Here is a 26,250-nt window from a genome sequence, read left to right on the forward strand (position 1 = left end):
CTAACTTCTCTAATAAAGGACAACAACATGGAATTGATCTTAAAACAAGATGTTCAAAATTTAGGTTTTAAAGACGATGTAGTAACTGTAAAAAACGGTTACGGTCGTAACTACCTAATCCCGCAAGGTTTTGCTGTTTTAGCAACACCGTCTGCTAAAAAAGTTTTAGCTGAAAACTTAAAACAAAGAGCTTTCAAAGAAGCTAAAATTGTTGATGATGCTAAAAAATTAGCGGAAGCTTTAAAAGCATTAGAAATTAAAATTTCTGCTAAAGCCGGTGGCGAAAAACTTTTCGGTTCTATCACTAACATTGACATTGCTGCTGCTTTAGAAGCTGCCGGTCAACCAATCGATAGAAAATTCATCACTTCAGGTGTGGTAAAACGTACCGGTAAATACGCTGCTAGTGTAAGATTACACAGAGAAGTGGTTATCGAATTGCCATACGAAATTGTAGCTGAGAAATAATATTTCGATATACAGTATGAAAAGTCCCGATGTAAGTCGGGATTTTTTTTTACTTCGTCAGTTCGCTTCGCTCGTGTGAAGCTTTTTCCCGCTATACGTTGCAATCTTTTTATTTTTAAAAAAATAAAAAGGATTTCCACTGCAAACACGAAGTGTTCATCGAACTCAGATAAAAAATAAGAATATTGTGAGATAATCGGGGCTAGGCTATAGCAATAAAACAAAACCTCAGTAACTCAGCGACTCAGTCACTCAGCAACTCAAAAAAAATGAAGTACAAAAGACTCACCAAAGAACAATTCGAAGCCTTACACCAAGAATTTAGCAACTTTTTGGCGACGCAATCTATAGACAAAGCCGAATGGGATTCGATTAAAACCAAAAATCCCGAAGTAGCCGAACAAGAATTAGACGTGTTTTCCGATTTGATTTGGGAAGGCGTACTTGCCAACGCGCAGTATTTAGAGCATTTTTCTAAAAACCACATTTTCCTTTTTCATTGCCAGGAAACACTAATTCAATCGATAGTCCTAAAATCCTTAGAACCGGAAGTTGATTTCATGCAAAAAGAAGGATTACAATGGCTAAGCGACAACCTATTTACCGATGCAGTAGAAATTCATCTCGGCAAAAAAGAATACGAACAGGAGCGCAATATTGCCATATTCGATTTAATCACCCAAGGCGCTATCTTGAGTGACGGACAATTGTATTTGCAAATCAATGGGATAATTCAGTCGTAAACCCTACTGTTTTTCCAAAATATTGGCTATTTTAGTGCGCATTATTTGCCACTAGTTTAGCCAATTTTTTTATGGATGTTCACAAAATAATACAAGACTTACGCGACGAACTCAACCAACACAATTACAACTATTATGTGTTGGACAATCCTACCATATCCGATTTTGAATTCGATCAAAAACTCAAGCAGCTTCAAGAATTAGAAAGCCGGCATCCTGAATTCTTTGACGACAATTCGCCCACGCAACGTGTTGGCGGAACCATTACCAAAAATTTCCAAACGGTTGTACACGATTATCGCATGTATTCGTTGGACAATTCCTATTCCAAAGAAGATGTAATTGATTGGGAAAATCGCATCCAAAAAGTATTGGGTAACGTACCGTTGCAATATACTTGCGAACTCAAATACGATGGCGCTTCCATTTCCATAACGTATGAAAACGGCAAACTCAAACGCGCGGTCACACGTGGTGATGGTTTTCAAGGTGATGATGTGACCAATAATATCAAAACCATCAAGTCAATTCCGTTGCAATTGAAAGGGAATTTTCCGGAGCGATTTGACATTCGGGGCGAGATTGTCTTGCCGTTTGAAGGTTTTGAAAAGATGAATCAAGAGCTTATCGAAATAGGTGAAACACCATATTCGAACCCAAGAAACACGGCATCGGGAAGTTTGAAATTACAAGACAGTAGCGAGGTTGCTAAACGACCTTTGGAATGTTTGTTGTACTTTATAGTGGGCAATAATCTCAATATCAAAACCCAATTTGAAGGTTTGGAATCGGCCAGAAATTGGGGATTTAAAGTCCCGAAAGAAGCCAAGTTAGCCAATTCATTAAATGAAGTTTTCGACTATATTAACTATTGGGACGAACATCGCCACAAGCTTCCGTATGAAACCGATGGTGTGGTAATTAAAGTCAATAGTTTCCAACACCAAGATGAATTAGGTTATACAGCCAAATCGCCGCGTTGGGCTATCGCTTATAAATTCAAAGCCGAACAAGTTTCTACCCGGCTTAATTCGATTTCCTATCAAGTCGGTCGAACCGGTTCGATTACGCCGGTAGCCAATTTAGAGCCGGTACAATTGGCCGGAACTATAGTAAAAAGAGCTTCGTTACACAATGCCGATCAAATAGAAAAGTTAGACATCCGAATAGGAGATACTGTTTTTGTAGAAAAAGGAGGAGAGATTATTCCGAAAATAATCGGTGTTGATTTGGCTAAACGAAATGAGGAAGCCTTGCCAACACTATACATTACGCATTGTCCGGAATGCCAAGCCGAATTGGTGCGCAACGAAGGCGAAGCGAATCATTATTGTCCGAATTTTTATGGCTGTCCGCCACAAATTATTGGTAGAATTCAACATTTTATCACCCGAAAAGCGATGGATATTGAAGGATTGGGTGGAGAAACGGTTGCTTTGCTTTATAACAATGGTTTGGTAAAAGATTATGCTGACTTGTACGAGTTAACAGTTGACCAAATTCTACCCTTGGAACGAATGGCTCAGAAATCGGCTGAGAATTTAGTCAACGGTGTCCAAAAATCAAAAGAGGTTCCATTTGAAAGAGTGTTGTATGCTATCGGAATTCGCTATGTGGGTGAAACGGTGGCGAAGAAGTTAGCTAAACATTACAAATCGATTGACGCGATTCGTAATGCCTCCCTGATGGATTTGATTTTGGTGGATGAAATAGGAGAGAAGATTGCCCAAAGTGTTATCGAATTTTTTGATAATCCAGAAAACGTCCGAATCATTGAGCGCTTAAAACAATACGACGTTCAAATGGAATTGGTTGAAGTGCATAATCCAAACGCTACCAACAAATTAGCCGGAAAGACCTTTGTAGTGTCCGGAGTTTTTGAAAAATTCTCTCGCGATGATTTGAAGAAGGCTATTGAAGACAACGGTGGCAAAGTAGGCAGTTCCATTTCAGCCAAAACGGATTATGTAGTAGCCGGTGATAATATGGGGCCGGCAAAATTGAAAAAAGCCAACCAATTAAAAATTTCTATCATTACGGAAATTGATTTTTTAGCCATGATTTCAGACTAATATTTCTTACTTGTTTGTAATATTGTTAAAAATTTTAACAATAAATTATTGAGTTGTGAAATATTAGTTTAATTTTATTTCTCTAAAAAGCAACCACTTAAATAAACAGATGGGTAGTAACGAGTATTTGAAGCGATGGAGTAGTAATAAAATTGCCAGTATAATATTGACTACTTTTTTTATTGTTTCTTTCATAGAAATCACGGCTGAATTCAATGAAGATAAGGTGCTGGTTTGGCTAACAAAACCACTTATTTTACCGCTGCTGATCGGGTATTACATTAGACGTTCAAATAAAATCAATCCCTATTTTTTGATAGCCTTCTTTTTTTGTTGGATAGCCAATTTGCTTTTTATTGATAATACTTGGAATTACATTCTTTTCGGAGTAGCTTGTTTTTTAGTTTACAGAATATTGGTCATCATTATAGTGTTGAAAAAAGTAAAGATGCCTGATTTACTGCCATTGTTTTTGGGCAGTATCCCATTTGTTTTTATTTATGCATCTGTTGCTATTTTCACGTTTAGTACCATTGGTGATAGTTTATATCTCTTCCTGATTCAAGGGGTTTTTACTATTTTTCTGGGAGGTTTGAGTCTGGTAAATTATGTGTTGACTTCCAATAAAGCGAATAGAATTCTCTTTGTCAGTACCTTGTTATTTGCTATCAATCAATTCGTTTTTATACTGCGTTTTTATTATGAAGAGGCTAATTTTTTGCAAGCTATAGCCATGGCATTTTTTGTTTGGGCTCAGTTTTTACTAACGCAATATATTCTCTATACAGAAAAGCAACGAAACCGCTATCTTATTGTTAATAAGTTAAATGAAGTTGTTTAATCTAAAGTGATAAAGTCTCTATGCTTCAAAAAGGAAAAATAGTACAATACTTGACGATTGGCTTCTTTGCTGTAGGCATACTTGAAGTTGTTTCAGAGTATCTACAGAATAAATTACTTATTATTAGTTTAAAACCACTGATTCCACTCTTATTAATCGTAATATATACTATCGAATCTGAGTACAAAAACAAACTATTCGTGTTAGTCTTGCTTTCTTCCATGCTAACCAATATACTGTTTATTCCAAAATCCACCGAATATTTGCAATACGCTTTAGTAGTCTTTACCATTCACCGAGTTTTGGTGGTATCAATGGTGTTGCGTTTGCAAAAAATCAAAGATTATATTCCTTTTTGTATAGCAACATTGCCCTTTCTGTTGGTCTTTTTTTATCTGTTTATGGAGACCGCCGAAATTCCGCAAAGAAGTTATCTATTGTTGTTAACCCAAAACATTTTGATTTCCGTATTCTCGGGTTTGGCTTTGTCCAGTTATGTGATGAACGACAATAAACAAAATTCGGTATTGTTGATTGCGGTTTTGCTTTTTGTGATGTTACAATTCACAGTCTTTATCGAAAAATACTTGTTGATTAACGAGTTTACGAATATTTTCCGACCATTAGCCATGACTTTTAATGTGTTGGCTTTTTTCTCCTTGTACAAATATGTGGTAGTGGCCGAGCAATCAAACTACAATTGATTTTCCATTGGAAATTACAGCGGTATCATCATCAAAGTAAAAATCAATTCGGCCCAAATTAATCCCGTAGCATCCAACTTGATTTACCAATACATCTTGACCAACACTATTTTTCAAAACAGTTGGTTTGTCTAAAAATGTATGTGTATGACCGCCAATGATTAAATCGATATCTTTGGTTAATGTGGCTAATTTAGTATCGCAAATTTTGTCCGGTTCGTCTTTGTATTTATAACCCAGATGCGACAAACAAATCACCAAATCGCATTTTTTTTCTTGTTTTAAAAGTCGGGCCATGTCTTGAGCAACTCCCACTGGATCTAAATAAATGGTCTCTTTATAGTTTTTCTTGTCTACCAAACCGTCTAAGCCAACGCCTAAACCAAAAACGCCGACTTTAATGCCGTCTTTGTTGATGATTTTATAAGGTTTTACGTGGCCGTTCATGACCGTATTTTTGAAATCATAATTGGCCGACACAAATTCGAATGACGCATGCGGTAATTGCGCGTACAAACCTTCAATACCGTTGTCAAAATCATGGTTGCCGATGGTGGCTAAATCGTATTGCATCATACTCATCAACTTGAATTCCAATTCGCCGCCGTAATAATTAAAATAAGGCGTTCCCTGAAAAATATCTCCGGCATCCAACAGCAAAACGTTTGGATTTTCTTTTCGGATACTTTCAATCAAAGCCGCTCTTCTGGCCACGCCGCCCATATTAGGATTTTTGGGATGATTCGCCGGAAAAGGGTCTATATAACTGTGCACATCGTTGGTATGCAAAACCGTCAAATGTTTGGTGTTTACTGATTTGAAACTGCTCAATGAGAATCCTCCCAATCCTAACAATGCTGATGTAGCAGCCGTTTTTTGTATAAAATCTCTTCTTTTCATTTTACAATTCTTTGCTGATTCGTTGGTCTTTCTCGGCTTTGATTACTTTATTGGCTTTGAAATAGTCAATAATAATATTGCGAAGCTTATATTCTAGGTCGTAACGCTCGGTCGCTTTTTTAAAGAAAATCATGTTGTCACCGCCGTTCACTAAATAGTCTGAAGTCACTACATAATAGATTTTGGCATTTTCTAAAGGTTGTCCATTAACCAAAATGTCTTTAGGTTGGTTGTCTTTGCCGATAGTAAAAGTCAATCCTTTTAACGGATGTGGTTTTTTCTCGGATATAATGTATTTTGCCATCTCCAAAATCTCTTCGCCTTTCAAGCCTACCACTATAGCAGAGTTTTCGAACGGCATAATCTCGTAAGCATTGCGAGCAGTGACATCACCTTTGGAAATAATGGTACGAATACCACCGTGATTGAGCAAACAAATATCAATCGATTTGTGTTCTCTTTGCTTAAAAACAATGTTGGATTTTTCAAAGGTAATGTCTGATAAAAAATTACCCATAGGGGTTTGCCATTCTCCTGATTTATCAATGGTTTCCGGAGCATTGGCCAAAACCATACTTAAATCTTTATCAATGTTGTCACGGTAAGGTTTGATGAAATTTTCAATTTGCTGAGCCGATTGTCCGGCAGTAGCATTCGCTGTTTCAGCAGGTTGGGTAATTCCGATTTCTTTGCCTTCAATTCGGGTGACGTAGAATTTTTTTTCAGCACAAGATGTAAATGCGGCAAATGTTAATAATAAAACAAAAAGTTTCGTTACAACGTTATAGTTTTTTAGATTTACCATCGCTTTTGGCTCTTATTTTTAGTAATATTGCAATTCAAGTAAAAGTAGTATGTTTTTAAATTACTTAAAGGATTTTTCAACAAAAAAAATAGTTAAAAAAAGGTTATCAAATGTAAAGCATTTGACCTCAGAGGGTAAAATAAAAACGGTTGGAATTATCTTTGACGAATCGTATTTTAAAGAGCGAGAAGCTTTAGTTCAGGAGCTAATCCAAAACGGCATTGCTGAAAACGCGGTTAAAGTATTGGTTTTTAAAGATAAAATCAAAAAAAACGAATCGTTCGATTATCCTACTTTCAGCTACAAAGATTTGAGTTGGCACGGGACAGTTGATAAGAAAGAAGTTGAGGATTTTATAGCTGAACCGTTTGATTTGTTAATCAACTATTACGATACTGAAAAGGTAGCACTGCTGTTGGTGTCCAACCTATCAAAAGCTATTTTTAAAGTTGGTTTTGCTTCCATCGATAAAAGGCTTAATCATTTCATGATCAATACAAATGCAGAGAATTATAAAGTCTTTGCTGAAGAAATGTTCAAATATTTAAGAATTCTAAACAAAATTTAAAATGCAATCATTAATTGGTACCGGAGTTGCGTTAGTTACCCCTTTTAAAAAAGATTTTTCTGTAGACGTTGAAGCCTTAAGAAAGATCGTGAATTTTCAAATTGACAATGGCATAGATTATCTAGTGGTTTTAGGCACTACAGCAGAAAGCGCTACTTTGTCTAAAGAAGAAAAAGAATTGGTAATCAAAACCGTAGTCGAAGCTAATAAAGGAAGATTGCCTTTGGTATTAGGAGTGGGCGGAAATAACACGCAAGAAGTCGTGGCCGAGTTGCAATCAAGAGATTTTAGTGATTTCACTGCTGTACTCTCCGTGTCGCCTTATTATAACAAACCAACGCAAGAAGGGATTTACCAGCATTTTAAAGCAGTGGCTGAAGCTTCACCTGTTCCTGTAATTCTTTATAATGTTCCAGGTCGTACAGCAAGTAACATGTTACCTTCAACAGTAATACGTTTGGCCCAAGATTTTAAAAACATTGTGGCCATCAAAGAAGCTGCAGGCGATATAGTACAAGCCATGAAGTTAATCCAAAACGCTCCTAAAGGTTTCCTGGTGATTTCAGGGGATGATATGATAACATTACCAATGGTGTTAGCCGGTGGTGCCGGAGTAATTTCGGTTATCGGAGAAGGTTTTCCGAAACAATTTTCAGAGATGGTTCACTTAGGATTGAACAGAAAAGTAGACGAAGCTTACCAACTTCATTACCTTTTAGCGGATTCTATCGATATGATTTTTGAACAAGGTAATCCGGCCGGTATAAAAGAAGTTTTCAAAACCTTAGGTTTAGCAGAAAACACAGTTCGTTTGCCTTTGGTTAATGTGGATGAAAATTTAGCCATCCGACTCAAAGATTTTACCAACAAAATCTCGAGTATGTAGTTTTTGCTCACCCAAAAAAAATATTTTTTCGTAAACAATTAATAACTAAATTTGTCCCCTATTTCTGGGACTGGTTTAAAGTCGGAAATGACTTAAATATCAGTAATCTTTTACATACTAATGAAGAAATTTTTAGCCCTTATAGCCATTGTTGTTTTCTTTGCTTCTTGTAGTGAATACCAAAAGGCATTGAAATCCGAGGACATCGCGGTAAAGTTTACCATGGCAACCAAGATGTACGAAGCCAATAAACACAACAAGGCCATTCGATTGTTTGAACAAATAGCGCCTAGTTATAAAGGGAAACCTCAAGCGGAACGCCTATTTTATATGTACTCACAATCGCTTTACAAAACCAATCAATTTTATCTGGCCGGTTACCAATTTGAAAGTTTTTCTGCCGGCTATCCAAAAAGTGAAAAGGTTGAAGAAGCTTTGTTTTTAGGTGCTAAATGCTTTTCAAAACTATCTCCGGTGTACAGTTTAGATCAGGTTGATACTTACAAAGCCATTGATAAGTTACAAAACTTTATTGATGTTTATCCTAATTCAACCTATCTGGCAGAAGCCAATAGCTTGGTTAAAGTCCTTAGAGAAAAATTGGAAAAAAAGGCTTTTGAAAATGCCAAACAGTACAATACTATATCGGATTATAAAGCGGCTATGGTAGCTTTTGATAATTTTATCATTAATTATCCCGGAACGCCTTACAAAGAAAAAGCATTATTTTACAAATTTGATTCGGCTTACAACTTAGCCATCAATAGTGTTTCTACTAAAATGGAAGAACGATTAAACGCCGCTATAGCTGCTTATCAAAGTTTAATTAAGTTCAAACCGGATACCGAATACAAAACTAAAGCTGACGAAATGTTGGCTCGTATTGAAAACGATTTAAAACAATTTTCTAAATAATAAGTCATGGATTTAAAAAAGACGAATGCACCGGTAAACACAATTACCTACAACAAAACGGTAATTGAAGAGCGCACCGGTAATGTTTATGAGGCAATTACAATAATGGCTAAAAGAGCAAATCAAATCAATTCTGAAATCAAAAAAGAATTGACTGAAAAATTAGAAGAGTTTGCTACTTACAACGATAGTTTAGAAGAAATCTTCGAAAACAAAGAACAAATCGAAGTATCTAAATTTTACGAGAAATTACCAAAACCTCATGCATTGGCCGTTCAAGAATGGTTAGATGACAAAATTTATTACAGAGATACTACAAAAGACTAATTCCTATGTCTGTTTTAAGCGGTAAAAAAATACTACTCGGTGTCTCCGGAGGAATTGCTGCTTATAAAACGGCGACATTAGTCAGATTATTTATAAAAGCCGGTGCCGATGTCCAAGTGGTCATGACACCGGCTTCTAAGGATTTTGTTACACCGCTAACCTTATCCACACTTTCCAAAAATCCGGTTCATTCTACTTTTTACAACGAAGAAGATGAGGACGCGAAATGGAACAATCATGTTGAGTTAGCACTTTGGGCCGATTTAATGCTGATTGCTCCTGCAACCGCCAACACCTTGTCTAAAATGGTTAATGGGAACTGCGACAATCTTTTAATTGCTACATATTTGTCTGCCAAATGTCCGGTTTACTTTGCTCCGGCCATGGATTTAGACATGTACAAACATCCGTCAACATTAGCCAGTTTTCAAACCCTGAAGCAATTCGGCAATACTATTATTCCGGCAGAAAGTGGTGAATTGGCCAGTGGTTTATCCGGAGAAGGTCGTATGGCGGAACCGGAAAATATAGTAGCTTTTATTCAACGCGATTTGGAAAACCAATTGCCTTTGAGAGGAAAGCAGTTTCTAATCACAGCCGGTCCAACTTATGAAGCTATCGATCCCGTTCGGTTTATAGGCAATCATTCTACCGGTAAAATGGGCTTTGATATTGCAGAATGTGCCGCACAACTCGGTGCAACCGTAACCTTGATTTCCGGTCCAACAACTTTACAAGTTCAGAGCAAAAATATTGCTTTGGTTCGAGTGACTTCGGCTGCCGAAATGTATGCGGCTTGTCATCAATATTATCCTGAAGTTGATGTAGCCATCTGTGCTGCTGCTGTAGCCGATTACAAACCTAAATTTGCGGCCGATCAAAAGATTAAAAAAAGCGAAAATACACTTACTTTAGAACTCGAAAAGACGAAAGATATTTTAGCCTCGCTTGGACAAAGTAAAGAAAACCAGTTTTTAATCGGATTTGCTTTGGAAACTGAAAATGAAATTGAAAACGCTAAGTTGAAAATTCAGAAAAAAAACTTAGATTTGATTGTTTTAAATTCGCTGCAGGATAAAGGCGCCGGTTTTGCTACAGCAACCAATAAGGTGACATTTATCGATAATAATTTCGATATTGAAGCCATGCCTTTGAAGTCGAAAGAAGCTGTAGCGACCGACATCATCAACAAAGTAATATCGCATTATGAAAAAAATAGCTAGTTTTCTTTTTTTGTTTTTTATCGGTTTAACCCAAGCGCAACAACTGAATTGCACTGTTCAAGTTATTTCCGATAAAGTAACCAATGCCAATACCCAGATTTTTAAGAATTTGGAAAAGTCTGTCAGCGAGTTTGTCAATAAAACCGATTGGACCGGAGAAGAATACAAGCAACACGAAAAAATCAACTGTTCAATGGTAATTACGGTGAACAGCTACGACTCTAATCAGTTCAACGCTACTTTGCAAATCGAATCTTCGCGTCCGATTTTTAATTCTTCCTATGCGTCACCGGTTTTTAATTACAACGATAAAGACTTTAATTTTCGCTATATAGAGTTTGAGAATTTAATTTTTAATCCGGCCAGTTTCGACTCGAATTTGGTTTCCGTTTTGGCTTTTTACAGCTACATGATTTTGGGTTTTGATGCCGATACCTACGCTTTGAATGGCGGAAGATCATGTTTTGATACAGCCCAACAAGTATTGTCGGTAGCCCAACAAAGTGGATACAAAGGTTGGTCTCAGGCCGACGGTAACCAAAACCGTTACTTTTTAATCAGTGATTTGTTGTCCGGAACTTTTGATGCGTTCAGAGAATCGATGTACCAATACCACAGAAACGGGTTAGACACTATGACTAAGGATAACAAGGTCGCCAAAGAAGCAATTATTACCTCCATCAATACGCTAAGCTCTATTTACAGTGTGCGTCCGAATGCTTTCTTGACTCGCGTTTTTTTTGATGCTAAAGTGGATGAAATTGTATCCATACTTTCCGGCGGACCAAAAGTGCCGGTATCGGATGCCATCGATACTTTGAACCGAATTTCACCACTTAATTCAGCCAAATGGGCTACAATTAAGTTGTAATTTTTTGTTGCCATACCTTATCCTCATTCCGCTATTATGATTACGTCACTGTCGATTGAAAATTTCGCTTTAATTGAAAAATTGAATATCGATTTTTCCAAGGGTTTTTCAATTATTACAGGAGAAACCGGAGCCGGAAAGTCAATACTTTTGGGTGCTTTGGGTTTGGTTTTAGGAAAAAGAGCCGATTTGTCTTCCTTGAAAAATAAAGAGGAAAAGTGCATAGTGGAAGCCAATTTTGAGATTGGCGCCTACAATTTGCAATGGTTTTTTGTTGAAAATGATTTGGATTATGAGCAGGAAACCATCATCAGAAGAGAAATTTTGCCTTCGGGAAAATCAAGGGCATTTGTCAATGATAGTCCGGTTAATCTGCAGCAATTACAAGATTTGAGTCAGTTTTTAATCGATGTGCATTCCCAACACCAAACCTTAGAGTTGGCTGACGAAGCTTATCAGTTTAAGATTATAGATGCCATTGCTTCCAACCAAGAACTTATTGCATCTTATGTTACTAAACTGAAGCAATACCGCACGGCTAAGTCTGATTTAGAGTCAAAACAATCGTCCTTGTCAAGCATCTTGAAAGAGAAAGATTATAATGAGTTTCTTTTTAATGAATTGCAAGCAGCCAATCTGAAAGCAGGAGAATTAGAAGGGTTGGAGAAAAGTTATGAGGCTTTAAACAATGTCGAATTGATCAAAGACAACCTTTCCATGTTATTGGCTTTGGCTAATGATGAGCAATTCGGATTGTTGAAAAACTTAAAAGAATTTAGAGCCGTACTTCAAAAAAACAGTGGTTTTTCTGCCGAATACCAAGCCTTGTCCGAAAGAACGCAATCGGTTGTTATAGAGTTGGATGATATAGTCGCCGAGTTGGTAAAAGAATCCGATTCCGTTTTTAGTGATCCCGAAAAGTTAGAGCTCGTCAACCAAAAGTTACAGCTCATTTATACTTTACAAAAGAAACACCAAGTCCTAACAGTAGAGGAATTAATTGCTATCCAAAATGAACTGGAATCTAAAGTAGTTTCTGTGGTTAATTTGGAGGAAGAAATGATTGCTTTGCAAAAAACTATTGAGGATATCGAAGCGGAATTGGATGTGATTTCTGTCCAAATTTCCTCAAGTAGGAGAGAAGCTATTCCGGGTTTGACCCATCAATTGGTTCAAATTTTAGCCCAATTGGGCATGCCTAATGTCCAATTTAAAATAGAGATTTCTGCTTCCGGCAGCTACCGTAATAACGGTAAAGACGATTTATTGTTTTTATTTTCGGCCAACAAAGGCACTGATTTCGGAGTGTTGAAAAAAGTGGCTTCCGGAGGTGAAATGTCCAGAATCATGTTGGCAGTGAAGTCGGTTTTAACACAATATTCAAAATTGCCAACCATCATTTTCGATGAAATAGACACCGGTGTATCAGGTGAAATTGCCAATAAAATGGGTGAAATTATGCAACAAATGAGTAAAACCATGCAAGTTTTTGCGATTACCCATTTGCCACAAATTGCCGCCAAAGGAATTTCCCATTACAAAGTTTACAAAACCGTTTCGGGCGAAAGTACGGTTTCAGAGTTGAAACTGTTGTCTGCAGAGGAACGCATATATGAAATTGCAGAAATGCTTTCCGGTAAAGACATCAGTGATTCGGCATTGAATCATGCCAAAGCTTTACTAAACTAACCGTTTAAATTTGTTACTTTTGTGCCACTTTTAATTTAATACAAGAACTTAATTACTACAGCATATGATTATAGAACCAAGAATGCGCGGCTTTATTTGTTTGACAGCTCATCCCGATGGATGTGCTCAAAGCGTTAAAAATCAAATCCAATATGTGCAATCAAAAGGTGCCATTGATGGCGCAAAAAAAGTTTTGGTCATTGGAGCTTCAACCGGTTTCGGATTGGCTTCTCGTATCACCAGTGCTTTTGGCTCAGGTGCCGCTACTATTGGCGTTTTCTTTGAAAAAGAGCCGGCAGAAGGTAAAACAGCAACTCCGGGTTGGTACAACACAGCCGCTTTTGAAACAGAAGCTCACAAAGCCGGACTTTACGCAAAAAGTATCAATGGCGATGCTTTTTCTAATGAAATCAAACAAAAAACAATCGATTTAATAAAAGCCGATTTGGGTCAGGTAGACATGGTGATTTACAGTCTAGCATCACCCGTACGCATGCACCCGATTACTGGCGTTTTACATCGTTCTGTATTGAAACCCATAGGCGGTACTTTTACCAACAAAACGGTTGATTTTCATACCGGTAATGTAACTCAAGTTTCGATTGAACCTGCTAATCAAGAGGATATTGACAATACAGTAGTCGTTATGGGTGGAGAAGATTGGGCTATGTGGATGGAAGCTTTGCAAAAAGCCGGAGTGTTGGCCGAAGGAGTTTCCACAATCGCTTACTCTTACATTGGTCCTGAAGTTACCGAAGCGGTTTACAGAAAAGGAACTATAGGAAGAGCCAAAGATCATTTGGAAGCCTCAGCTTTTGAAATAACCGATAGTTTAAAATCGATTAACGGTAAAGCTTATGTTTCGGTTAACAAGGCATTAGTAACCCAAGCCAGTTCGGCTATTCCGGTTATTCCGCTTTACATTTCATTGCTTTACAAAATCATGAAAGCGGATGGCGTACATGAAGGTTGTATTGAACAAATTCAACGTTTATTTTCAGAAAGATTGTACGCTGGTAAAGATGTGCCAACTGATGAACAAGGCAGAATTCGCATTGATGATTGGGAAATGCGAGAAGATATACAAGAGAAAGTTAAGGCTTTATGGGCTACAGCTACTACGGAAAATCTTCCTGAAATTGGAGATTTAGCAGGTTATAAACAAGACTTTTTGAATTTGTTTGGTTTCGGATTTGAAGGTGTTGATTACAATACAGAAGCAAATGAGATGACTTTGATCCCAAGTATTATCAATAGTTAAAATCATTTCATGTTTTTAATTTAATTAAACTCACAAAAATTTGTGGGTTTTTTTATTTTTTATATCTTTATAGCAATTAACTTTAATCTTTAACAAATGAAAAAAATTACTCTATTGCTGATGTCTTTTATCAGTTTTGCTGCTTTTGGGCAATTTCCTGCGCCCTATTGCGGACCGATGACTTTCACGAGCAATGTGGAGCCAATTACTTTGGTCAATTTTGCAGGTATTAACAATACCAGTTCTGCAACAGTGGGTCAAAATGACGGCACTACCATTATTGCTCATGAAGATTACACTGCGCTAACCGGTAATGTGTTAGCAGGAAGCACTTATCCAATTACACTCAAAGGAAATACGGATGGAAATTTTACCACAAGGTTGAGAGTGTTTGTAGATTGGAATGCTGACAATGATTTTGATGATGCTGGAGAATCTTACGATATTGGAAATATTGTTAACTCTACCGGAGAAGACGCTATCGAATTAGTAGGCAGTATTACTGTACCTGCGAATGCATCTGCAGGTTCTAAAAGAATGCGCGTAGTGAAGCGTTTTAATGCTTTCGGTACGGCTTGCCAAACAGGAGCCGGTTACGGTCAAGCAGAAGATTATACTCTAAGTGTTTCTTTGCCTGCTTGTGCTGTTCCTACTGCTGGTGTTGCAACTGTTACTTCTTCAACTACAGCTGATTTATCTTGGACTTCAGGCGGTGCTGCTAATGCAGAAGTAAAAATTCAACCTGCTGGAACCGGAGTTCCTGCAACCGCTAATGATACAGGTGTAAACGTTTCTGGAAATACTTATGCTGCAACTGCTTTGTCTCCAATGACTGCTTATGAGTTTTATGTAAGAGATGAATGTTCAAGCGGAACTAGCTTTAGTACTTGGGCAGGACCTTTTACCTTCAATACTACTATTGCTCCTGGTTGTGCTAGTAATTTAGTGCCTGTTAATGGCTCAACAACTGTTTCACCGGGAACTGTAACTTTCTCTTGGGATGCTCCAACAACCGGTGACCCTGCAACCTCTTATGATTTATATTATGGTTTAACAGCAGGTAATGCTACTATTTTAGTTGGTAATTTCACGACTACTTCAACACCTATTAATATCACAGGATATAACACAACTTTCTATTGGAAAGTAGTTCCTAAAAATGCCGGTGGTTCAGCAGTAGGTTGTGCTGAATCAAGCTTTACAACAATTGCTCCTCCTGGTTATTGTTTAACTTCACCAAACGGTCAATGGCCGGGTGGTACGGCTGGTTATACTCCTGGAACTTGTGATGGTCTTACAGAGAATACAATTACTACAGCCGGTTATGCTGGTGAATATTCTTTGGTAAATGTTGTTTCAGGTGAAACTTATACATTCAAAAGTTCATTCGCAACTGATTTGATTACTATTAGTGCTGACGGTGGTGCTACTGCTGCTGCTTTCGGAACAACTCCTGTTACTTGGGTTTCAACTCTTACCGGTCAAGTACGTTTTTACACTCACGCTGATACAGATTGTACTGATAACACTGATAACAGAACTAGAATTTTAATTTGTGGTGTTCCTTCTACAGATTCTCCTGATTATGTTAGTTTACAATGGCCACCTACAGCCACTATTACTCAAGGAGGTACTGTTACTGTTTACGGTCAAGTTTACGAAGGCGGATTAACAGATGTTGCTCCAAATATCGACGGTCAAGCTCCTGGAATTAATGCATGGGTAGGTTATAGTACTACTAACACCAATCCAAATACTTGGACTACTTGGGTTGCGGCTACTCACAACGCCAATTCAATTGGAAATAATGACGAATACGAAGCCAATATTGGTGCTACTTTAGCACCGGGTACTTACTACTATGCTACTCGTTTTAACTTAAACAACGGTGCTTATGTATACGGTGGTATTAACCAAAGTTCTCCAAACAATGGTAACTTCTGGGATGGCACAACTTTCGTAAATGGTATTTTGACAGTAACTCCTCCACCGGCTCCTGCTAATGACGAGTGTAGTTCAGCTACAGCTTTAACTGTTGGAGGTACTTATTCAGCTCAATTAACAAATGGTACAACCATAGGAGCTACTGATTCAACACAAGCTGCACCAGCAACTTGTTTCGGATTTGATGGAGGTGATGTTTGGTATAGCGTTGTAGTTCCTGCCAGTGGAAGTTTAACAATTGAAACCGGAGATTCAACAACTGGAGCTACAGGTTTAGATACTGTAATCACTATCTACTCCGGTGATTGTGCCGTGTTAACTCAAGTTGATTGTGATGATGATGGAGCTTCAACAGGAGGTTACTCTTTCAAAAGTTTAACTAATTTAACTCCAGGTGCAACCTTATACATCAGAGTTTACGAATACAACAATGACAATACTGGTGGTTTCGGTATCTCTGCTTACGATGCTTCTTTGAGCAATGGTTCATTTGATAATGCCAACTTTACTTATTATCCAAACCCGGTTAAGAATGTTTTGAATCTTTCTTACAACCAAGAAATTACTTCAGTTGAAGTATTCAATATGGTAGGACAAAAAGTTAGTAGCAACAACTTGGATGCAACTTTGGGTCAAGTAGATATGTCTCAATTGCCTAATGGTGTTTATTTGGTAAAAGTAGCAACAGCTAACAACCAATCAAAAACTATCAGAGTAATCAAAGAATAGTTTTTCTATAAAATTAAATATTGAAAGGCCACCTAAATTTAGGTGGTCTTTCTTTTTTATAATATCCTATCTTTGTTAAAAATTACCAGATGTTTTTTTCAATCATTATACCGGTTTACAATCGTCCCGAGGAGATAAAGGAGTTGCTGGATAGTCTCTTAGCGTCTAATTACACTAAACCTTATGAAATTGTTGTGGTAGAAGATGGTTCATCCATTCCGTGCCAAGATATAATCGAGTCTTTCCGCTCTAAATTAACTATTTCTTACTATTTTAAAGAAAATAGCGGCCCAGGTGATTCTAGAAATTTCGGAATGAGGAAAGCCCAAGGCGATTACTTTCTAATCTTTGATTCGGATTGTATTATACCTCAAAACTATTTGTTGGAAGTGGAAGCGGAACTCGAGACAGAATTTACAGATTGTTTTGGCGGTCCTGATGCTGCATTGGATTCTTTTTCTAAGATTCAAAAAGCAATCAATTTTGCAATGACCTCTTTTTTAACAACCGGTGGCATCAGAGGTGGCTCTGAAAAAATAGGAAAATTTCAACCCCGAAGTTTCAATATGGGGATTTCTAAAAAGGCGTTTGAAGCCTCCAATGGCTTTGGGAATATTCATCCCGGTGAAGATCCGGATTTATCCATTCGATTATGGAAAATGGGATTTCAAACGCGATTGTTTCCTAAAGCTTTCGTCTATCACAAGCGCAGAATTGATTGGCAAAAGTTTTCTGTTCAAGTATCCAAATTCGGGAAAGCACGACCTATTTTAGACAGTTGGTATCCTGAATACCAAAAACCAACTTTTCTCTTTCCTACACTCTTTATATTGGGATTTGTTTTCTCCATTGCAGTGTTACCGTTCGGGTTTGTTTTCCCTATAGCTTGTTATAGTATTTACTATTTATTGCTCTTTATTTCTGCAACTATTCAAAGTAAAAGCATTGAAATTGGTTTTTTGGCATTGATTGCAGTAACCAAACAATTTTGGGGTTACGGACTCGGATTCTTGCAATCATTTATCAAAATCAAATGTTTGAAACAGCAACCGCAAAAAGCTTTTCCTGAACTTTTTTTTAAAGTGAAATCATGACAAAAATCATCGGATTAACCGGCGGCATCGGAAGCGGTAAGACTACTGTGGCTCGGTATATAGCGGCGCAAGGCATTCCGGTTTATATTGCAGACGAGGAAGCTAAAAAAGTTATGAATACTCCTGAAGTGCTGTCTTTAGTTGCCAAGACTTTCGGAGACAGTGTTATCGAAAAAGGGGTTATCAATCGACAAAAGTTAGCCCAATTGGTTTTTAATGCTCCTGAAAAATTGCAAGAACTCAACAACATCATCCACCCAAAAGTTAAACAAGATTTTGAAAATTGGGTTAAAAAACACCACAATCATCCGTTTGTAATTAAAGAAGCTGCAATTTTATTCGAATCGGGCAGTTATCAATTTTGTGATAAAATTATTACCGTTACAGCTCCGGAAAATGTTAGAATACAAAGGGTTATGCAAAGAGACAGTGTCACGGAAGACCAAGTGCTTGCCAGAATGCAAAACCAATGGAAGGAAGATGAGAAAATTGCACTAAGTGACTATGTAATCCAAAATGTCAATATCGAACACACTAAAATTCAAGTAGATAATATTCTTAAAACATTGAAAAAAAATCAGTAATGACATAAGTTGTTAATGTTTGGTTAATGTATTTATTGTCTAAATGTTAAAATGCTAAATTTGTTTAATGAATAAATTGTTTTTCCGAATTCTTGTAGTCTTAATGAGCTTGTCCCTGATAGGTATCATTTTGGTACAAGTTTATTGGTTCGACAAGTCTTTTGAAAACAACGAAGAACAATTTAAATTTCATGTAAAGCAAGTTCTGGGTAATGTAGCTAATAAACTTCAGAAATACGAGGCTTATACTTTCTACGAAAAATACAATCACGTTAAAGACAGTATTGGAAAAGCCCCTGAAAAAAGTGATTTTTTGGAATTTGGTTATTTTCAAAGAGACTCCAGAACTAACGAAACTATAGTGTATTCTAACAGTATAATTTCAGAAGATTACGGAATCTCACCTTCGTTCTTTGATAAAAAACTCGACAGTTTAAAGGGAATTAAAAATTTTTCAGCCAATCGGAAAACTGAGGTGTACTCTGATGGTGTCGATAATTCATCCATCAAGCAAAACAGTTCTCCTGATGTGAAAATTGAAAAAACAGGTTCTTTAGATTTGTTGAACAACTACCAATTTGAAATGTTTTTTCGTGATATCGCCGCTATGCGACCAATACAAGAAAGAATTTCAAATGAGATGCTGCAGAAGATGTTATCAGAAGAGCTAAAAGAATACGGTGTAAAAACACCTTTTGAGTTCAACGTTTACAGTAACGGATTAGCGACTAAAGTAAAATCGGAAAATTTTAAATACGATAAAGCTTCAACTTATTCTATACCAATCTTTATTGATAACGACGGCAACAATAAGTACCAATTGCTCATCACTTTTCCGCAAAAGAAAAAGTTTTTGTTTTCCGAGTTGATTGCCATCTGCGTGTTGTCCATCATTTTTACGTTAATCATCATCATTGCTTATTCTAGTGCTTTGAGTCAATTGATCAAGCAACGTCAGATTTCAGAAATCAAAACTGATTTCATCAACAATATGACGCACGAGTTCAAAACACCTATAGCTACGATTAACTTAGCGTTAGATGCGATCAAGAATCCAAAGGTGATTGAAGACAAAGAAAAAGTTCACCGCTATCTGCAAATGATTCGCGACGAAAATAAGCGAATGCACGCTCAAGTAGAAAACGTATTGCGCATTTCAAAGTTGGAGAAAAAAGAGCTTGACATTAGCAAAGACAGCAACGATATACACGGAATTATAGAAGACGCTATCGAACACGTTAACTTGATTATCGAAGACCGTGAAGGTAAAATTACCACGCATTTCGATGCTACCAGAACTACGGTATTGCTCAATGATGTTCACTTTACCAATGTTATAGTAAACATCCTGGACAACGCCATCAAATATTCGCCTTTAGCGCCTATTATTGATGTCTATACCGAAAACGTAAAAGAGTTTGTCATCATTAAAATAAAAGACCAAGGCGCCGGAATGTCAAAAGTCGCCCAAAAAAGAATTTTCGAAAAATTCTATCGCGAGCATACCGGTGATTTGCACAATGTTAAAGGCCACGGCTTAGGTCTGGCTTATGTTAAACGAATACTTGACGACCACAACTGTCAAATATTTGTAGAAAGTGAAAAAGGAAAAGGAAGCACATTTATAATTAAAGTCCCACTCATAAATTAAAATAGACTATGGAAACAAATAAAAAAATACTTTTAGTAGAAGATGACCAAAACTTCGGTATCGTATTAAGAGAATATCTCACCCTTAACGATTTCGACGTCACCTTGGCCAAAAATGGGATGGAAGGTTTTGAAAAATTCAAAAAAGACAATTATGATTTGTGCATTCTAGACGTCATGATGCCTTATAAAGACGGCTATACTTTGGCCAAAGAAATCAGAGAAAAAAACAAAGATGTGCCTTTGATTTTCTTGACCGCCAAGTCCATGAAAGAAGATGTAATGAAAGGGTACAAAGTTGGTGCCGATGATTATTTGAACAAACCTTTCGACTCCGACGTTTTATTAATGAAAATCAAAGCCATCATCCAAAGAAAGGCGACTGAAAACAAAAACGAACCGGCCAAATTTGAATTCCAAATCGGCAAATTCATGCTCAACTCAAAGTTGCGTTTCTTGAAATTTGAAGATCAAGAGCCTATCAAATTGTCGCCAAAAGAATCCGATTTGTTGAAAATGATGGCCATCTACGAAAACGATTTGATGCCGCGTGAATTGGCTTTAACCAAAATCTGGAGAGAAGACAACTATTTTACTTCCAGAAGTATGGACGTTTACATCGCCAAATTGCGTAAATACCTAAAAGACGATCCAAACGTGGAAATTTTAAACATCCACGGAGAAGGTTTCCGCTTGGTGGTAAAGAAATAACTAACATCCCTGTCATTTGACGGGGATTTTTTTTAGGAGCTAGTGTCCGGCTTTACGTTCCAATCTTTTTAAATTGCCGAGGCAAATTAAAAAGGATTTCCTCTGCAATCCGGGCTAGGGTAGTAGTGTTTATTGAAAGTTAAGTTGTACCGCACAACAAATTTTGTCATTGGCGGTAAGGGTAAAAGTAGTAGTAGCCTCAGATTCGTTTTTCCCAATAGCTACTGCATCGTTTAACGAAACTTCCTTTAGGTAATTAATTTCAAAACTTTTAAGTTGTTGCTCCAGCAGTAGTTTTGGCGCTACATTATCCAAACACCATTCTAAGTATTTGATGCTATTGGCGTGATTCACTATATCCAAGTCTGATAACAATACCTTTTTTTCAACAACCAATTCGGTCGTTAGCGTAGTGTCAATTTTAGAAAAGCTTTCTGCAGTGGCCGACTCTTTCGGATATTTTTCAAAATGCTCGTGTGGTAAGGCCAAAGCTTCCGGTCGGCGACTTTTAGTATTAAAAACAGCCCAAAACGTTTCGCATCCTGCCAACTTTTCATCACCTAAATACAATTCCAAACAACGAATCGACCGCGAGTTTTCTAACGATTGAATCCAAGTTTTTACCGTAACTACATCACGCCATTTGGGTAAACGGTTTACTTCTACACGTATTCGGCTCAACACCCAAGCCTGATGATGTGCCTGCATATCGCTAAAACTAATCCCGCCCAATTCGGCATGTAAGGCAGCCGTTAATTGCAAAATGTTACACAAATCGGTGTATTTTAAATAACCGTTCGGATAACACTGCAAAAAGTTGATTTCCCAGTCTTGGGTTAGTTTAGAAGTGAAATTCGGTGCAATGGGCATTTTTACAATTATGAATTATGGATTATGAATTGGCTTTCTATGTGTTCAATAATGGCTGTTCTGTCGGTTTGATAGTCAAACCACTTAGCGTTTTCTGTTCTTTTGAACCAAGTAATCTGGCGTTTCGCAAAGCGTCGTGTGTTCATTTTAATGTTTTCAACGGCTTGGTCTAAAGTCACTATACCGTCAAAATACTCAAACAGTTCTCGGTATCCAACGGTTTGTAGTGCATTCAATGCTTTGTGCGGATATAATTGTTCGGCTTCTGTCAATAATCCTTCTTGTAACATTAAGTCAACACGTTGGTTGATTCGGTCATACATTACTTCTCGTTCGGCTTCTAATCCAATGACAATAGGAGTGAAGTTCCGACAGTTTTTCTTTTGTCCGATAAAGCTCGAATACGGTTTTCCGGAACCGATACTCACTTCTACAAAGCGTTTCATCCGCTGAGGATTTTGCAAAGTTTGCGGATTTTCCAGGCTTAGTTTTTGGTAATAATCAGGATCATGTTTTTTTAACTCTTGCTGTAGATAAGTAATTCCAAATTGCTCAAAGTCAGCGTTAATTTGTTTCCGAACATTTTCATCTATCTCCGGAAAATCATCAAAACCTTTCAATACGGCATCTACATACAAACCGGAACCGCCAACCATGATTTGGATGTTACTTTTTTCGAATAAGCTATCGAGTTTGGCAATGGCTTCTTGTTCAAAATCGCCTACCGTATACGATTCAAAAATGGATTTGTTTTGGATGAAATGATGTGGTGCTGATTGTAGCTCGGTTGCTGTTGGCACTGCAGTTCCAATGCGCATTTCTCTAAAAAATTGTCGGCTATCGCACGAAAGAATATCACAACGGAAATGTTGGGCCAAAGTGATGCTTAAGGAAGTTTTTCCTATAGCAGTTGGTCCTATTATGGTAATTAAGTAGTTCAATGCACTATATTTTAGCCCCGATAGTCCCGAAACTTCGGGAGAAATCCTCGAAGAGATTGGAACGAATAGCGGGAAACGGCTTCAAATTAAAATTTTATAATTCGTATGACCTTATGTCGGCGCAAATAGCCTTGAATAATGGTTCGTGTATCGCGGTTGTTTTGCATCGGTATGATGATGTTTTTCAGGATTTCAATATTGTTGATTTGGTAATTCAAATCGAAGAAACAATAGCCTTTGTAAACTCCATTTTCGATTAGAACCGCACTGCGTTCGTTGACACTTCTGCCTCGGTCGATAATGACCATATTGTTGTTGTCAAACTTCATTTCGCTGATGAATTCCTCCACGCGTTCGTTGTATTCTTCCGTAGGTTCTTGGTTCAAACAAGCGCCTTTACATTCTTTGATTTTGAGTTGAAAACAACCGTTTTTGGTTTCGTATAAGCCATTAATCTTCTGACACAATTGGTATTCGGCGGTGATTTTATGCAACAAATTTTTACCTTCTTGGATAGAAGTAAAAGAGGTGATTTCCTTTTTACGCCCGTCGGCTTTTTGGACTCTCAACGCTAAATAACCATTGGCATCTTTTTCAGCATACAAGGCATATTGGAAAATAGTTTTGCGTTGGGCTCGGTTGTAAATGGGTTTGTTGATTTTGATTTCTTCACTTTCTTTGAGCAACGCAATCAATTCGCTACCGGTTTCTTCATAGGTTACCGCAAAAACATCGCGTTGGATTTTTTTGCTTTTGCCTGAAGTTCCTGTAAAATGTTGGTTGATACGCTTCTTGATGTTCTTGCTTTTGCCAATGTAGATCAAATCGCCTTTTTCATTGTGGATGTAATAGATTCCGGTTCGTGTCGGCATACTTTCAACAATATCCAGCAGTTTAGGCGATAACCCTTTTTTGATTTCGGCTTTGATTAAACCGATTAGAATTTCTTTGGAAACATCTTTGTCCAAAATCATTTTGAACAACTTTACGGTGGCTAAGGCATCGCCGCTGGCCCGATGTCTATCGGTTACCGGAATCCCGAGCGAGCGAACCAATTTTCCCAAACTGTAAGAAGGTTGTCCCGGGATGAGTTTCTGCGACAATTCAACCGTACAAAGCGTTGGTCGAACAAAATCGTAGCCTAGGCGACTGAATTCCGTTCGCAAAATGCGGTAGTCAAACGAGGCATTGTGCGCTACTACGATACAGTTTTCGGTAACTTCAATAATGCGTTTGGCTATTTCATAAAACTTCGGAGCCGAGCGCAACATGGCATTATTAATCCCGGTTAACTTCACCACAAAAGGCTGAATCGGTTTTTCGGGATTGACCAAACTGATAAACTGATCCACCACTTCATGACCGTCAAATTTGTAGATGGCAATTTCAGTGATGCCTTCTTCGTTGAATTGGCCTCCGGTGGTTTCTATGTCGAGTATGGCGTACAAATAAGTGAATAGTAATTAGTGAATAGTGATTAGCTTTTTATCTGCTTCCAAATATACTACTTCCAATGCGAACCATAGTACTACCAGATTCTATAGCGATTTGGTAATCGCCGCTCATGCCCATGGATAGGGTTGTTGGTTGTAAGTTTTGAGTTGTAGGTTGGTTTTTTAGAGCATCAAATATCTTTTTTAAATGATTGAATTCTCTTTTGATTTGGGCTTGATTATCGGTAAAAGTTGCCATTCCCATTAAACCAACGATTTTGATATTATTCATTTCCTTGAATTCATCGGAGTTCAATAAGGTATCGAGTTCATTTTCATCTAAGCCGAATTTGGTTTCTTCCTCGGCGATGTGAATTTGCAACAAACAATTAATGTTTTTTCGCCAGCGAACGGCTTGACGGTTGATTTCTTTCAGTAATTTCAAACTGTCCACGCCGTGAATTAACTTTACATAAGGTACCATGTATTTCACCTTGTTGGATTGTACATGGCCAATCATATGCCATTCGATATCCTTGGGCATTTGTTGCCATTTTTCGGTCATTTCCTGGATTTTATTTTCACCAAATATGCGCTGACCGGCTTCATAAGCTTCCATCAAATCAGACACCGGTTTGGTTTTGGAAACCGCGACCAAGGTTACGTTATCCGGTAACGAAGATTTTATATCAAGAAGGTTTTGTGCTATAGACATTTTCAAATTTTCAAAATTGACTCATTTTCAAATCATAGTTCATAAACCATCAATCCGCTGCGGAATTTAGGTTCTATATAAGTACTTTTTGGCGGCATGATCAAATGGTTATCGGCCAAGGCTTTGATTTCGGAAATATCCGAAGGGTAGAGCATAAACCCAACTTCAAACTCGCCTTCGTCAACCAATTCTTTGATGGTCGCTACCGATTGTTTTCCGGGAATATACTCAATGCGTTCATCGTTTCGCAAATCTTCAATACCTAAAAGCGGTTGCAACACTTTATCGTATAGAATTTGAGCATCTAAATTCTCTAAAATGTCCCTCGACTGCGCTCGGGATGACAATTCGCTACTGTTGGTTTGCTTGTAAAATAAGGCATAAAAATTCCCGTCGAGATACATGCCAAATTCGAATTTGCTTTGGGGTTTCCACAATTCTTGTTCTTTGTCTTTGATGATGAAATACTCGGCCAGTTTTTCGAGAAAATCTGCTTTGGTGTAACCGTTTAAATCGCGGATAATGCGATTGTATTCGTAGATTTTTACGTTGCTTTCCGCAATCAGAAAACTCATGAAATAGTTCAAATTTTGATTGCCCAAATGTTGGTCTTCGTCGAATAACAATTCTGCCGAAGCCGAACGGTGGTGGCCATCGGCTATATACAACTCGGGTATGTTCTCGAATTGTTGTGTCAGCCATTGGATTTCGCTATCGCTCTCAATTTTCCAAAGTTGGTGCTTTTCTTTATTGGTAGTCGAATAGTTGTATACCGGTGCGCTTTTTTTCTTCTCGGCTATCCAAGCATTCAGGGTTTCGTTATCAGGGTAAGTAATTAAAACCGGTTCGGTATTGAAACCCGTTTGGTGTAGATAATCCTTGAAGTATTCTACGCGGTATTGCAAGGTGTCTTCGTGTTTTTTGATGACGTTATTCTTGTAATCTTCAATTGAAGTTCCTGCCACTATACCGGTGAAAGACTGTGTTTTTGTTTGGATTTCATACAAGAAAAAAACCGCTTTTTCTTCCTGCATAAAAATACCATCATCTTTAAAATCCTGGTACTTGTGGGCAACACCTTTAAAGCGTTTGTCTAAAGTAATTTTTTGCGAATACATGTAGGCTGGATGAATCACGTGCAAGAACGAATACGGATTAAAACTCAACCAGGCGGCAAGCTCAGCTGAACTATAATCGTCGTAATTGCGGCAAGTCACCAACGCTACTTTATCCGGCGTAGGACGAACGGCTTTGAAAGGGATTATTTTGCTCATTTTTTTGGGGTTGTATGTTGTGTGTTGTGAGT

25 protein-coding genes are annotated in these 26,250 nt (G+C 37.6%); 18 read left to right on the forward strand and 7 right to left on the reverse strand.

What is annotated here, in order from left to right; genetic code table 11:
• The first annotated feature begins 27 nt into the window (after nucleotides 1-27).
• The 5 genes from rplI to SK086_RS06640 all read left to right on the forward strand — a co-directional run bounded on the left by rplI (nucleotide 28) and on the right by SK086_RS06640 (nucleotide 4,828).
• Nucleotides 28-468 (forward strand): 50S ribosomal protein L9, encoded by a 441-nt coding sequence (gene rplI, locus SK086_RS06620; RefSeq protein ID WP_324690565.1) that lies wholly within the window; start codon nucleotides 28-30, stop codon nucleotides 466-468.
• A gap of 269 nt (nucleotides 469-737) precedes the next feature.
• On the forward strand, nucleotides 738-1,211 hold the full coding sequence (locus SK086_RS06625; protein WP_290877616.1) for a DUF6495 family protein: 474 nt from the start codon (nucleotides 738-740) through the stop codon (nucleotides 1,209-1,211).
• 71 nt (nucleotides 1,212-1,282) lie between these two features.
• Nucleotides 1,283-3,283, forward strand: a complete 2,001-nt coding sequence (gene ligA, locus SK086_RS06630) for an NAD-dependent DNA ligase LigA (RefSeq protein ID WP_324690566.1) — start codon at nucleotides 1,283-1,285, stop codon at nucleotides 3,281-3,283.
• A gap of 109 nt (nucleotides 3,284-3,392) precedes the next feature.
• Nucleotides 3,393-4,124, forward strand: a complete 732-nt coding sequence (locus SK086_RS06635) for a lysoplasmalogenase family protein (RefSeq protein ID WP_324690567.1) — start codon at nucleotides 3,393-3,395, stop codon at nucleotides 4,122-4,124.
• Nucleotides 4,125-4,144: 20 nt separating this feature from the next.
• Complete coding sequence (locus SK086_RS06640) at nucleotides 4,145-4,828, forward strand: hypothetical protein (RefSeq protein WP_324690568.1); 684 nt, start codon at nucleotides 4,145-4,147, stop codon at nucleotides 4,826-4,828.
• On the opposite strand, the gene SK086_RS06645 is transcribed toward SK086_RS06640, so the two are convergent.
• A complete protein-coding gene (locus SK086_RS06645) occupies nucleotides 4,814-5,728 on the reverse strand; it encodes a bifunctional metallophosphatase/5'-nucleotidase (RefSeq protein ID WP_324690569.1) in 915 nt (304 codons plus the stop codon). The genes SK086_RS06640 and SK086_RS06645 overlap by 15 nt on opposite strands.
• A gap of 1 nt (nucleotide 5,729) precedes the next feature.
• Nucleotides 5,730-6,533 carry a 5'-nucleotidase gene (locus tag SK086_RS06650; RefSeq protein WP_324690570.1) on the reverse strand — a complete coding sequence of 268 codons (804 nt, stop codon included), beginning with the start codon at nucleotides 6,531-6,533 and terminating at the stop codon, nucleotides 5,730-5,732.
• Nucleotides 6,534-6,582: 49 nt separating this feature from the next.
• Between SK086_RS06650 and SK086_RS06655 the strand changes: the two genes are divergently transcribed.
• The 13 genes from SK086_RS06655 to SK086_RS06715 all read left to right on the forward strand — a co-directional run bounded on the left by SK086_RS06655 (nucleotide 6,583) and on the right by SK086_RS06715 (nucleotide 20,985).
• Nucleotides 6,583-7,101: a DUF6913 domain-containing protein gene (locus SK086_RS06655; protein WP_324690571.1), complete on the forward strand. Its 519-nt coding sequence runs from the start codon at nucleotides 6,583-6,585 to the stop codon at nucleotides 7,099-7,101.
• Between the two features lies 1 nt (nucleotide 7,102).
• Nucleotides 7,103-7,987, forward strand: coding sequence for a 4-hydroxy-tetrahydrodipicolinate synthase (gene dapA / locus SK086_RS06660; RefSeq protein ID WP_324690572.1), 885 nt, complete (start codon nucleotides 7,103-7,105; stop codon nucleotides 7,985-7,987).
• 120 nt (nucleotides 7,988-8,107) lie between these two features.
• Entirely contained in the window at nucleotides 8,108-8,902 is a 795-nt protein-coding gene (locus SK086_RS06665; protein WP_324690573.1) for an outer membrane protein assembly factor BamD, read from the forward strand.
• 6 nt (nucleotides 8,903-8,908) lie between these two features.
• A complete protein-coding gene (locus tag SK086_RS06670; protein WP_290877120.1) occupies nucleotides 8,909-9,229 on the forward strand; it encodes a DNA-directed RNA polymerase subunit omega in 321 nt (106 codons plus the stop codon).
• Between the two features lie 5 nt (nucleotides 9,230-9,234).
• On the forward strand, nucleotides 9,235-10,452 hold the full coding sequence (gene coaBC, locus SK086_RS06675) for a bifunctional phosphopantothenoylcysteine decarboxylase/phosphopantothenate--cysteine ligase CoaBC (RefSeq protein WP_324690574.1): 1,218 nt from the start codon (nucleotides 9,235-9,237) through the stop codon (nucleotides 10,450-10,452).
• Nucleotides 10,436-11,323: a type IX secretion system protein PorD gene (porD, locus tag SK086_RS06680; RefSeq protein ID WP_324690575.1), complete on the forward strand. Its 888-nt coding sequence runs from the start codon at nucleotides 10,436-10,438 to the stop codon at nucleotides 11,321-11,323. The genes coaBC and porD overlap by 17 nt, the downstream gene beginning before the upstream one ends.
• A 36-nt stretch (nucleotides 11,324-11,359) precedes the next feature.
• A complete protein-coding gene (gene recN / locus SK086_RS06685; RefSeq protein WP_324690576.1) occupies nucleotides 11,360-13,012 on the forward strand; it encodes a DNA repair protein RecN in 1,653 nt (550 codons plus the stop codon).
• Between the two features lie 64 nt (nucleotides 13,013-13,076).
• Nucleotides 13,077-14,273, forward strand: coding sequence for an enoyl-ACP reductase FabV (gene fabV, locus SK086_RS06690; protein ID WP_324690577.1), 1,197 nt, complete (start codon nucleotides 13,077-13,079; stop codon nucleotides 14,271-14,273).
• Nucleotides 14,274-14,369: 96 nt separating this feature from the next.
• Complete coding sequence (locus tag SK086_RS06695) at nucleotides 14,370-16,946, forward strand: T9SS type A sorting domain-containing protein (RefSeq protein ID WP_324690578.1); 2,577 nt, start codon at nucleotides 14,370-14,372, stop codon at nucleotides 16,944-16,946.
• An 89-nt stretch (nucleotides 16,947-17,035) separates the two neighbouring features.
• Nucleotides 17,036-18,040 carry a glycosyltransferase gene (locus SK086_RS06700; protein WP_324690580.1) on the forward strand — a complete coding sequence of 335 codons (1,005 nt, stop codon included), beginning with the start codon at nucleotides 17,036-17,038 and terminating at the stop codon, nucleotides 18,038-18,040.
• Nucleotides 18,037-18,624: a dephospho-CoA kinase gene (gene coaE / locus SK086_RS06705; protein WP_324690581.1), complete on the forward strand. Its 588-nt coding sequence runs from the start codon at nucleotides 18,037-18,039 to the stop codon at nucleotides 18,622-18,624. The genes SK086_RS06700 and coaE overlap by 4 nt, the downstream gene beginning before the upstream one ends.
• A 67-nt stretch (nucleotides 18,625-18,691) precedes the next feature.
• Nucleotides 18,692-20,275: a sensor histidine kinase gene (locus SK086_RS06710; protein ID WP_324690582.1), complete on the forward strand. Its 1,584-nt coding sequence runs from the start codon at nucleotides 18,692-18,694 to the stop codon at nucleotides 20,273-20,275.
• 8 nt (nucleotides 20,276-20,283) lie between these two features.
• Nucleotides 20,284-20,985 carry a response regulator transcription factor gene (locus SK086_RS06715; RefSeq protein ID WP_290876222.1) on the forward strand — a complete coding sequence of 234 codons (702 nt, stop codon included), beginning with the start codon at nucleotides 20,284-20,286 and terminating at the stop codon, nucleotides 20,983-20,985.
• Between the two features lie 129 nt (nucleotides 20,986-21,114).
• On the opposite strand, the gene SK086_RS06720 is transcribed toward SK086_RS06715, so the two are convergent.
• From SK086_RS06720 to SK086_RS06740, 5 genes are all read right to left on the reverse strand, one after another.
• Nucleotides 21,115-21,855: an acyl-[acyl-carrier-protein] thioesterase gene (locus SK086_RS06720; protein ID WP_324690583.1), complete on the reverse strand. Its 741-nt coding sequence runs from the start codon at nucleotides 21,853-21,855 to the stop codon at nucleotides 21,115-21,117.
• Nucleotides 21,856-21,863: 8 nt separating this feature from the next.
• The gene (gene miaA, locus SK086_RS06725) at nucleotides 21,864-22,796 is read right to left on the reverse strand and encodes a tRNA (adenosine(37)-N6)-dimethylallyltransferase MiaA (RefSeq protein WP_324690584.1); all 933 of its coding nucleotides are present in this window, start codon (nucleotides 22,794-22,796) and stop codon (nucleotides 21,864-21,866) included.
• Nucleotides 22,797-22,882: 86 nt separating this feature from the next.
• Nucleotides 22,883-24,244, reverse strand: a complete 1,362-nt coding sequence (locus SK086_RS06730; RefSeq protein WP_324690585.1) for an exonuclease domain-containing protein — start codon at nucleotides 24,242-24,244, stop codon at nucleotides 22,883-22,885.
• Nucleotides 24,245-24,281: 37 nt separating this feature from the next.
• Nucleotides 24,282-24,944 carry a YggS family pyridoxal phosphate-dependent enzyme gene (locus SK086_RS06735; protein WP_324690586.1) on the reverse strand — a complete coding sequence of 221 codons (663 nt, stop codon included), beginning with the start codon at nucleotides 24,942-24,944 and terminating at the stop codon, nucleotides 24,282-24,284.
• Nucleotides 24,945-24,976: 32 nt separating this feature from the next.
• The gene (locus SK086_RS06740) at nucleotides 24,977-26,218 is read right to left on the reverse strand and encodes a DUF1015 domain-containing protein (protein ID WP_290876231.1); all 1,242 of its coding nucleotides are present in this window, start codon (nucleotides 26,216-26,218) and stop codon (nucleotides 24,977-24,979) included.
• Nucleotides 26,219-26,250 lie beyond the last annotated feature (32 nt).

Origin of the sequence: Flavobacterium cheonhonense (assembly GCF_035671315.1) — a bacterium.
Taxonomy (GTDB): Bacteria; Bacteroidota; Bacteroidia; order Flavobacteriales; family Flavobacteriaceae; genus Flavobacterium; species Flavobacterium cheonhonense.

Bases quoted from the DNA above. Each gene is read 5' to 3' on its own strand.
- SK086_RS06700 (WP_324690580.1), top strand. From the start codon at position 17,036: ATGTTTTTTTCAATCATTATACCGGTTTACAATCGTCCCGAGGAGATA.
- SK086_RS06670 (WP_290877120.1), top strand. From the start codon at position 8,909: ATGGATTTAAAAAAGACGAATGCACCGGTAAACACAATTACCTACAAC.
- SK086_RS06710 (WP_324690582.1), top strand. From the start codon at position 18,692: ATGAATAAATTGTTTTTCCGAATTCTTGTAGTCTTAATGAGCTTGTCC.
- SK086_RS06740 (WP_290876231.1), bottom strand. From the start codon at position 26,218: ATGAGCAAAATAATCCCTTTCAAAGCCGTTCGTCCTACGCCGGATAAA.
- dapA (WP_324690572.1), top strand. From the start codon at position 7,103: ATGCAATCATTAATTGGTACCGGAGTTGCGTTAGTTACCCCTTTTAAA.
- SK086_RS06715 (WP_290876222.1), top strand. From the start codon at position 20,284: ATGGAAACAAATAAAAAAATACTTTTAGTAGAAGATGACCAAAACTTC.
- porD (WP_324690575.1), top strand. From the start codon at position 10,436: ATGAAAAAAATAGCTAGTTTTCTTTTTTTGTTTTTTATCGGTTTAACC.
- SK086_RS06665 (WP_324690573.1), top strand. From the start codon at position 8,108: ATGAAGAAATTTTTAGCCCTTATAGCCATTGTTGTTTTCTTTGCTTCT.
- SK086_RS06650 (WP_324690570.1), bottom strand. From the start codon at position 6,533: ATGGTAAATCTAAAAAACTATAACGTTGTAACGAAACTTTTTGTTTTA.
- SK086_RS06695 (WP_324690578.1), top strand. From the start codon at position 14,370: ATGAAAAAAATTACTCTATTGCTGATGTCTTTTATCAGTTTTGCTGCT.
- coaBC (WP_324690574.1), top strand. From the start codon at position 9,235: ATGTCTGTTTTAAGCGGTAAAAAAATACTACTCGGTGTCTCCGGAGGA.
- coaE (WP_324690581.1), top strand. From the start codon at position 18,037: ATGACAAAAATCATCGGATTAACCGGCGGCATCGGAAGCGGTAAGACT.
- SK086_RS06625 (WP_290877616.1), top strand. From the start codon at position 738: ATGAAGTACAAAAGACTCACCAAAGAACAATTCGAAGCCTTACACCAA.
- SK086_RS06720 (WP_324690583.1), bottom strand. From the start codon at position 21,855: ATGCCCATTGCACCGAATTTCACTTCTAAACTAACCCAAGACTGGGAA.
- SK086_RS06655 (WP_324690571.1), top strand. From the start codon at position 6,583: ATGTTTTTAAATTACTTAAAGGATTTTTCAACAAAAAAAATAGTTAAA.
- recN (WP_324690576.1), top strand. From the start codon at position 11,360: ATGATTACGTCACTGTCGATTGAAAATTTCGCTTTAATTGAAAAATTG.
- ligA (WP_324690566.1), top strand. From the start codon at position 1,283: ATGGATGTTCACAAAATAATACAAGACTTACGCGACGAACTCAACCAA.
- rplI (WP_324690565.1), top strand. From the start codon at position 28: ATGGAATTGATCTTAAAACAAGATGTTCAAAATTTAGGTTTTAAAGAC.
- SK086_RS06640 (WP_324690568.1), top strand. From the start codon at position 4,145: ATGCTTCAAAAAGGAAAAATAGTACAATACTTGACGATTGGCTTCTTT.
- SK086_RS06735 (WP_324690586.1), bottom strand. From the start codon at position 24,944: ATGTCTATAGCACAAAACCTTCTTGATATAAAATCTTCGTTACCGGAT.
- fabV (WP_324690577.1), top strand. From the start codon at position 13,077: ATGATTATAGAACCAAGAATGCGCGGCTTTATTTGTTTGACAGCTCAT.
- SK086_RS06635 (WP_324690567.1), top strand. From the start codon at position 3,393: ATGGGTAGTAACGAGTATTTGAAGCGATGGAGTAGTAATAAAATTGCC.
- SK086_RS06645 (WP_324690569.1), bottom strand. From the start codon at position 5,728: ATGAAAAGAAGAGATTTTATACAAAAAACGGCTGCTACATCAGCATTG.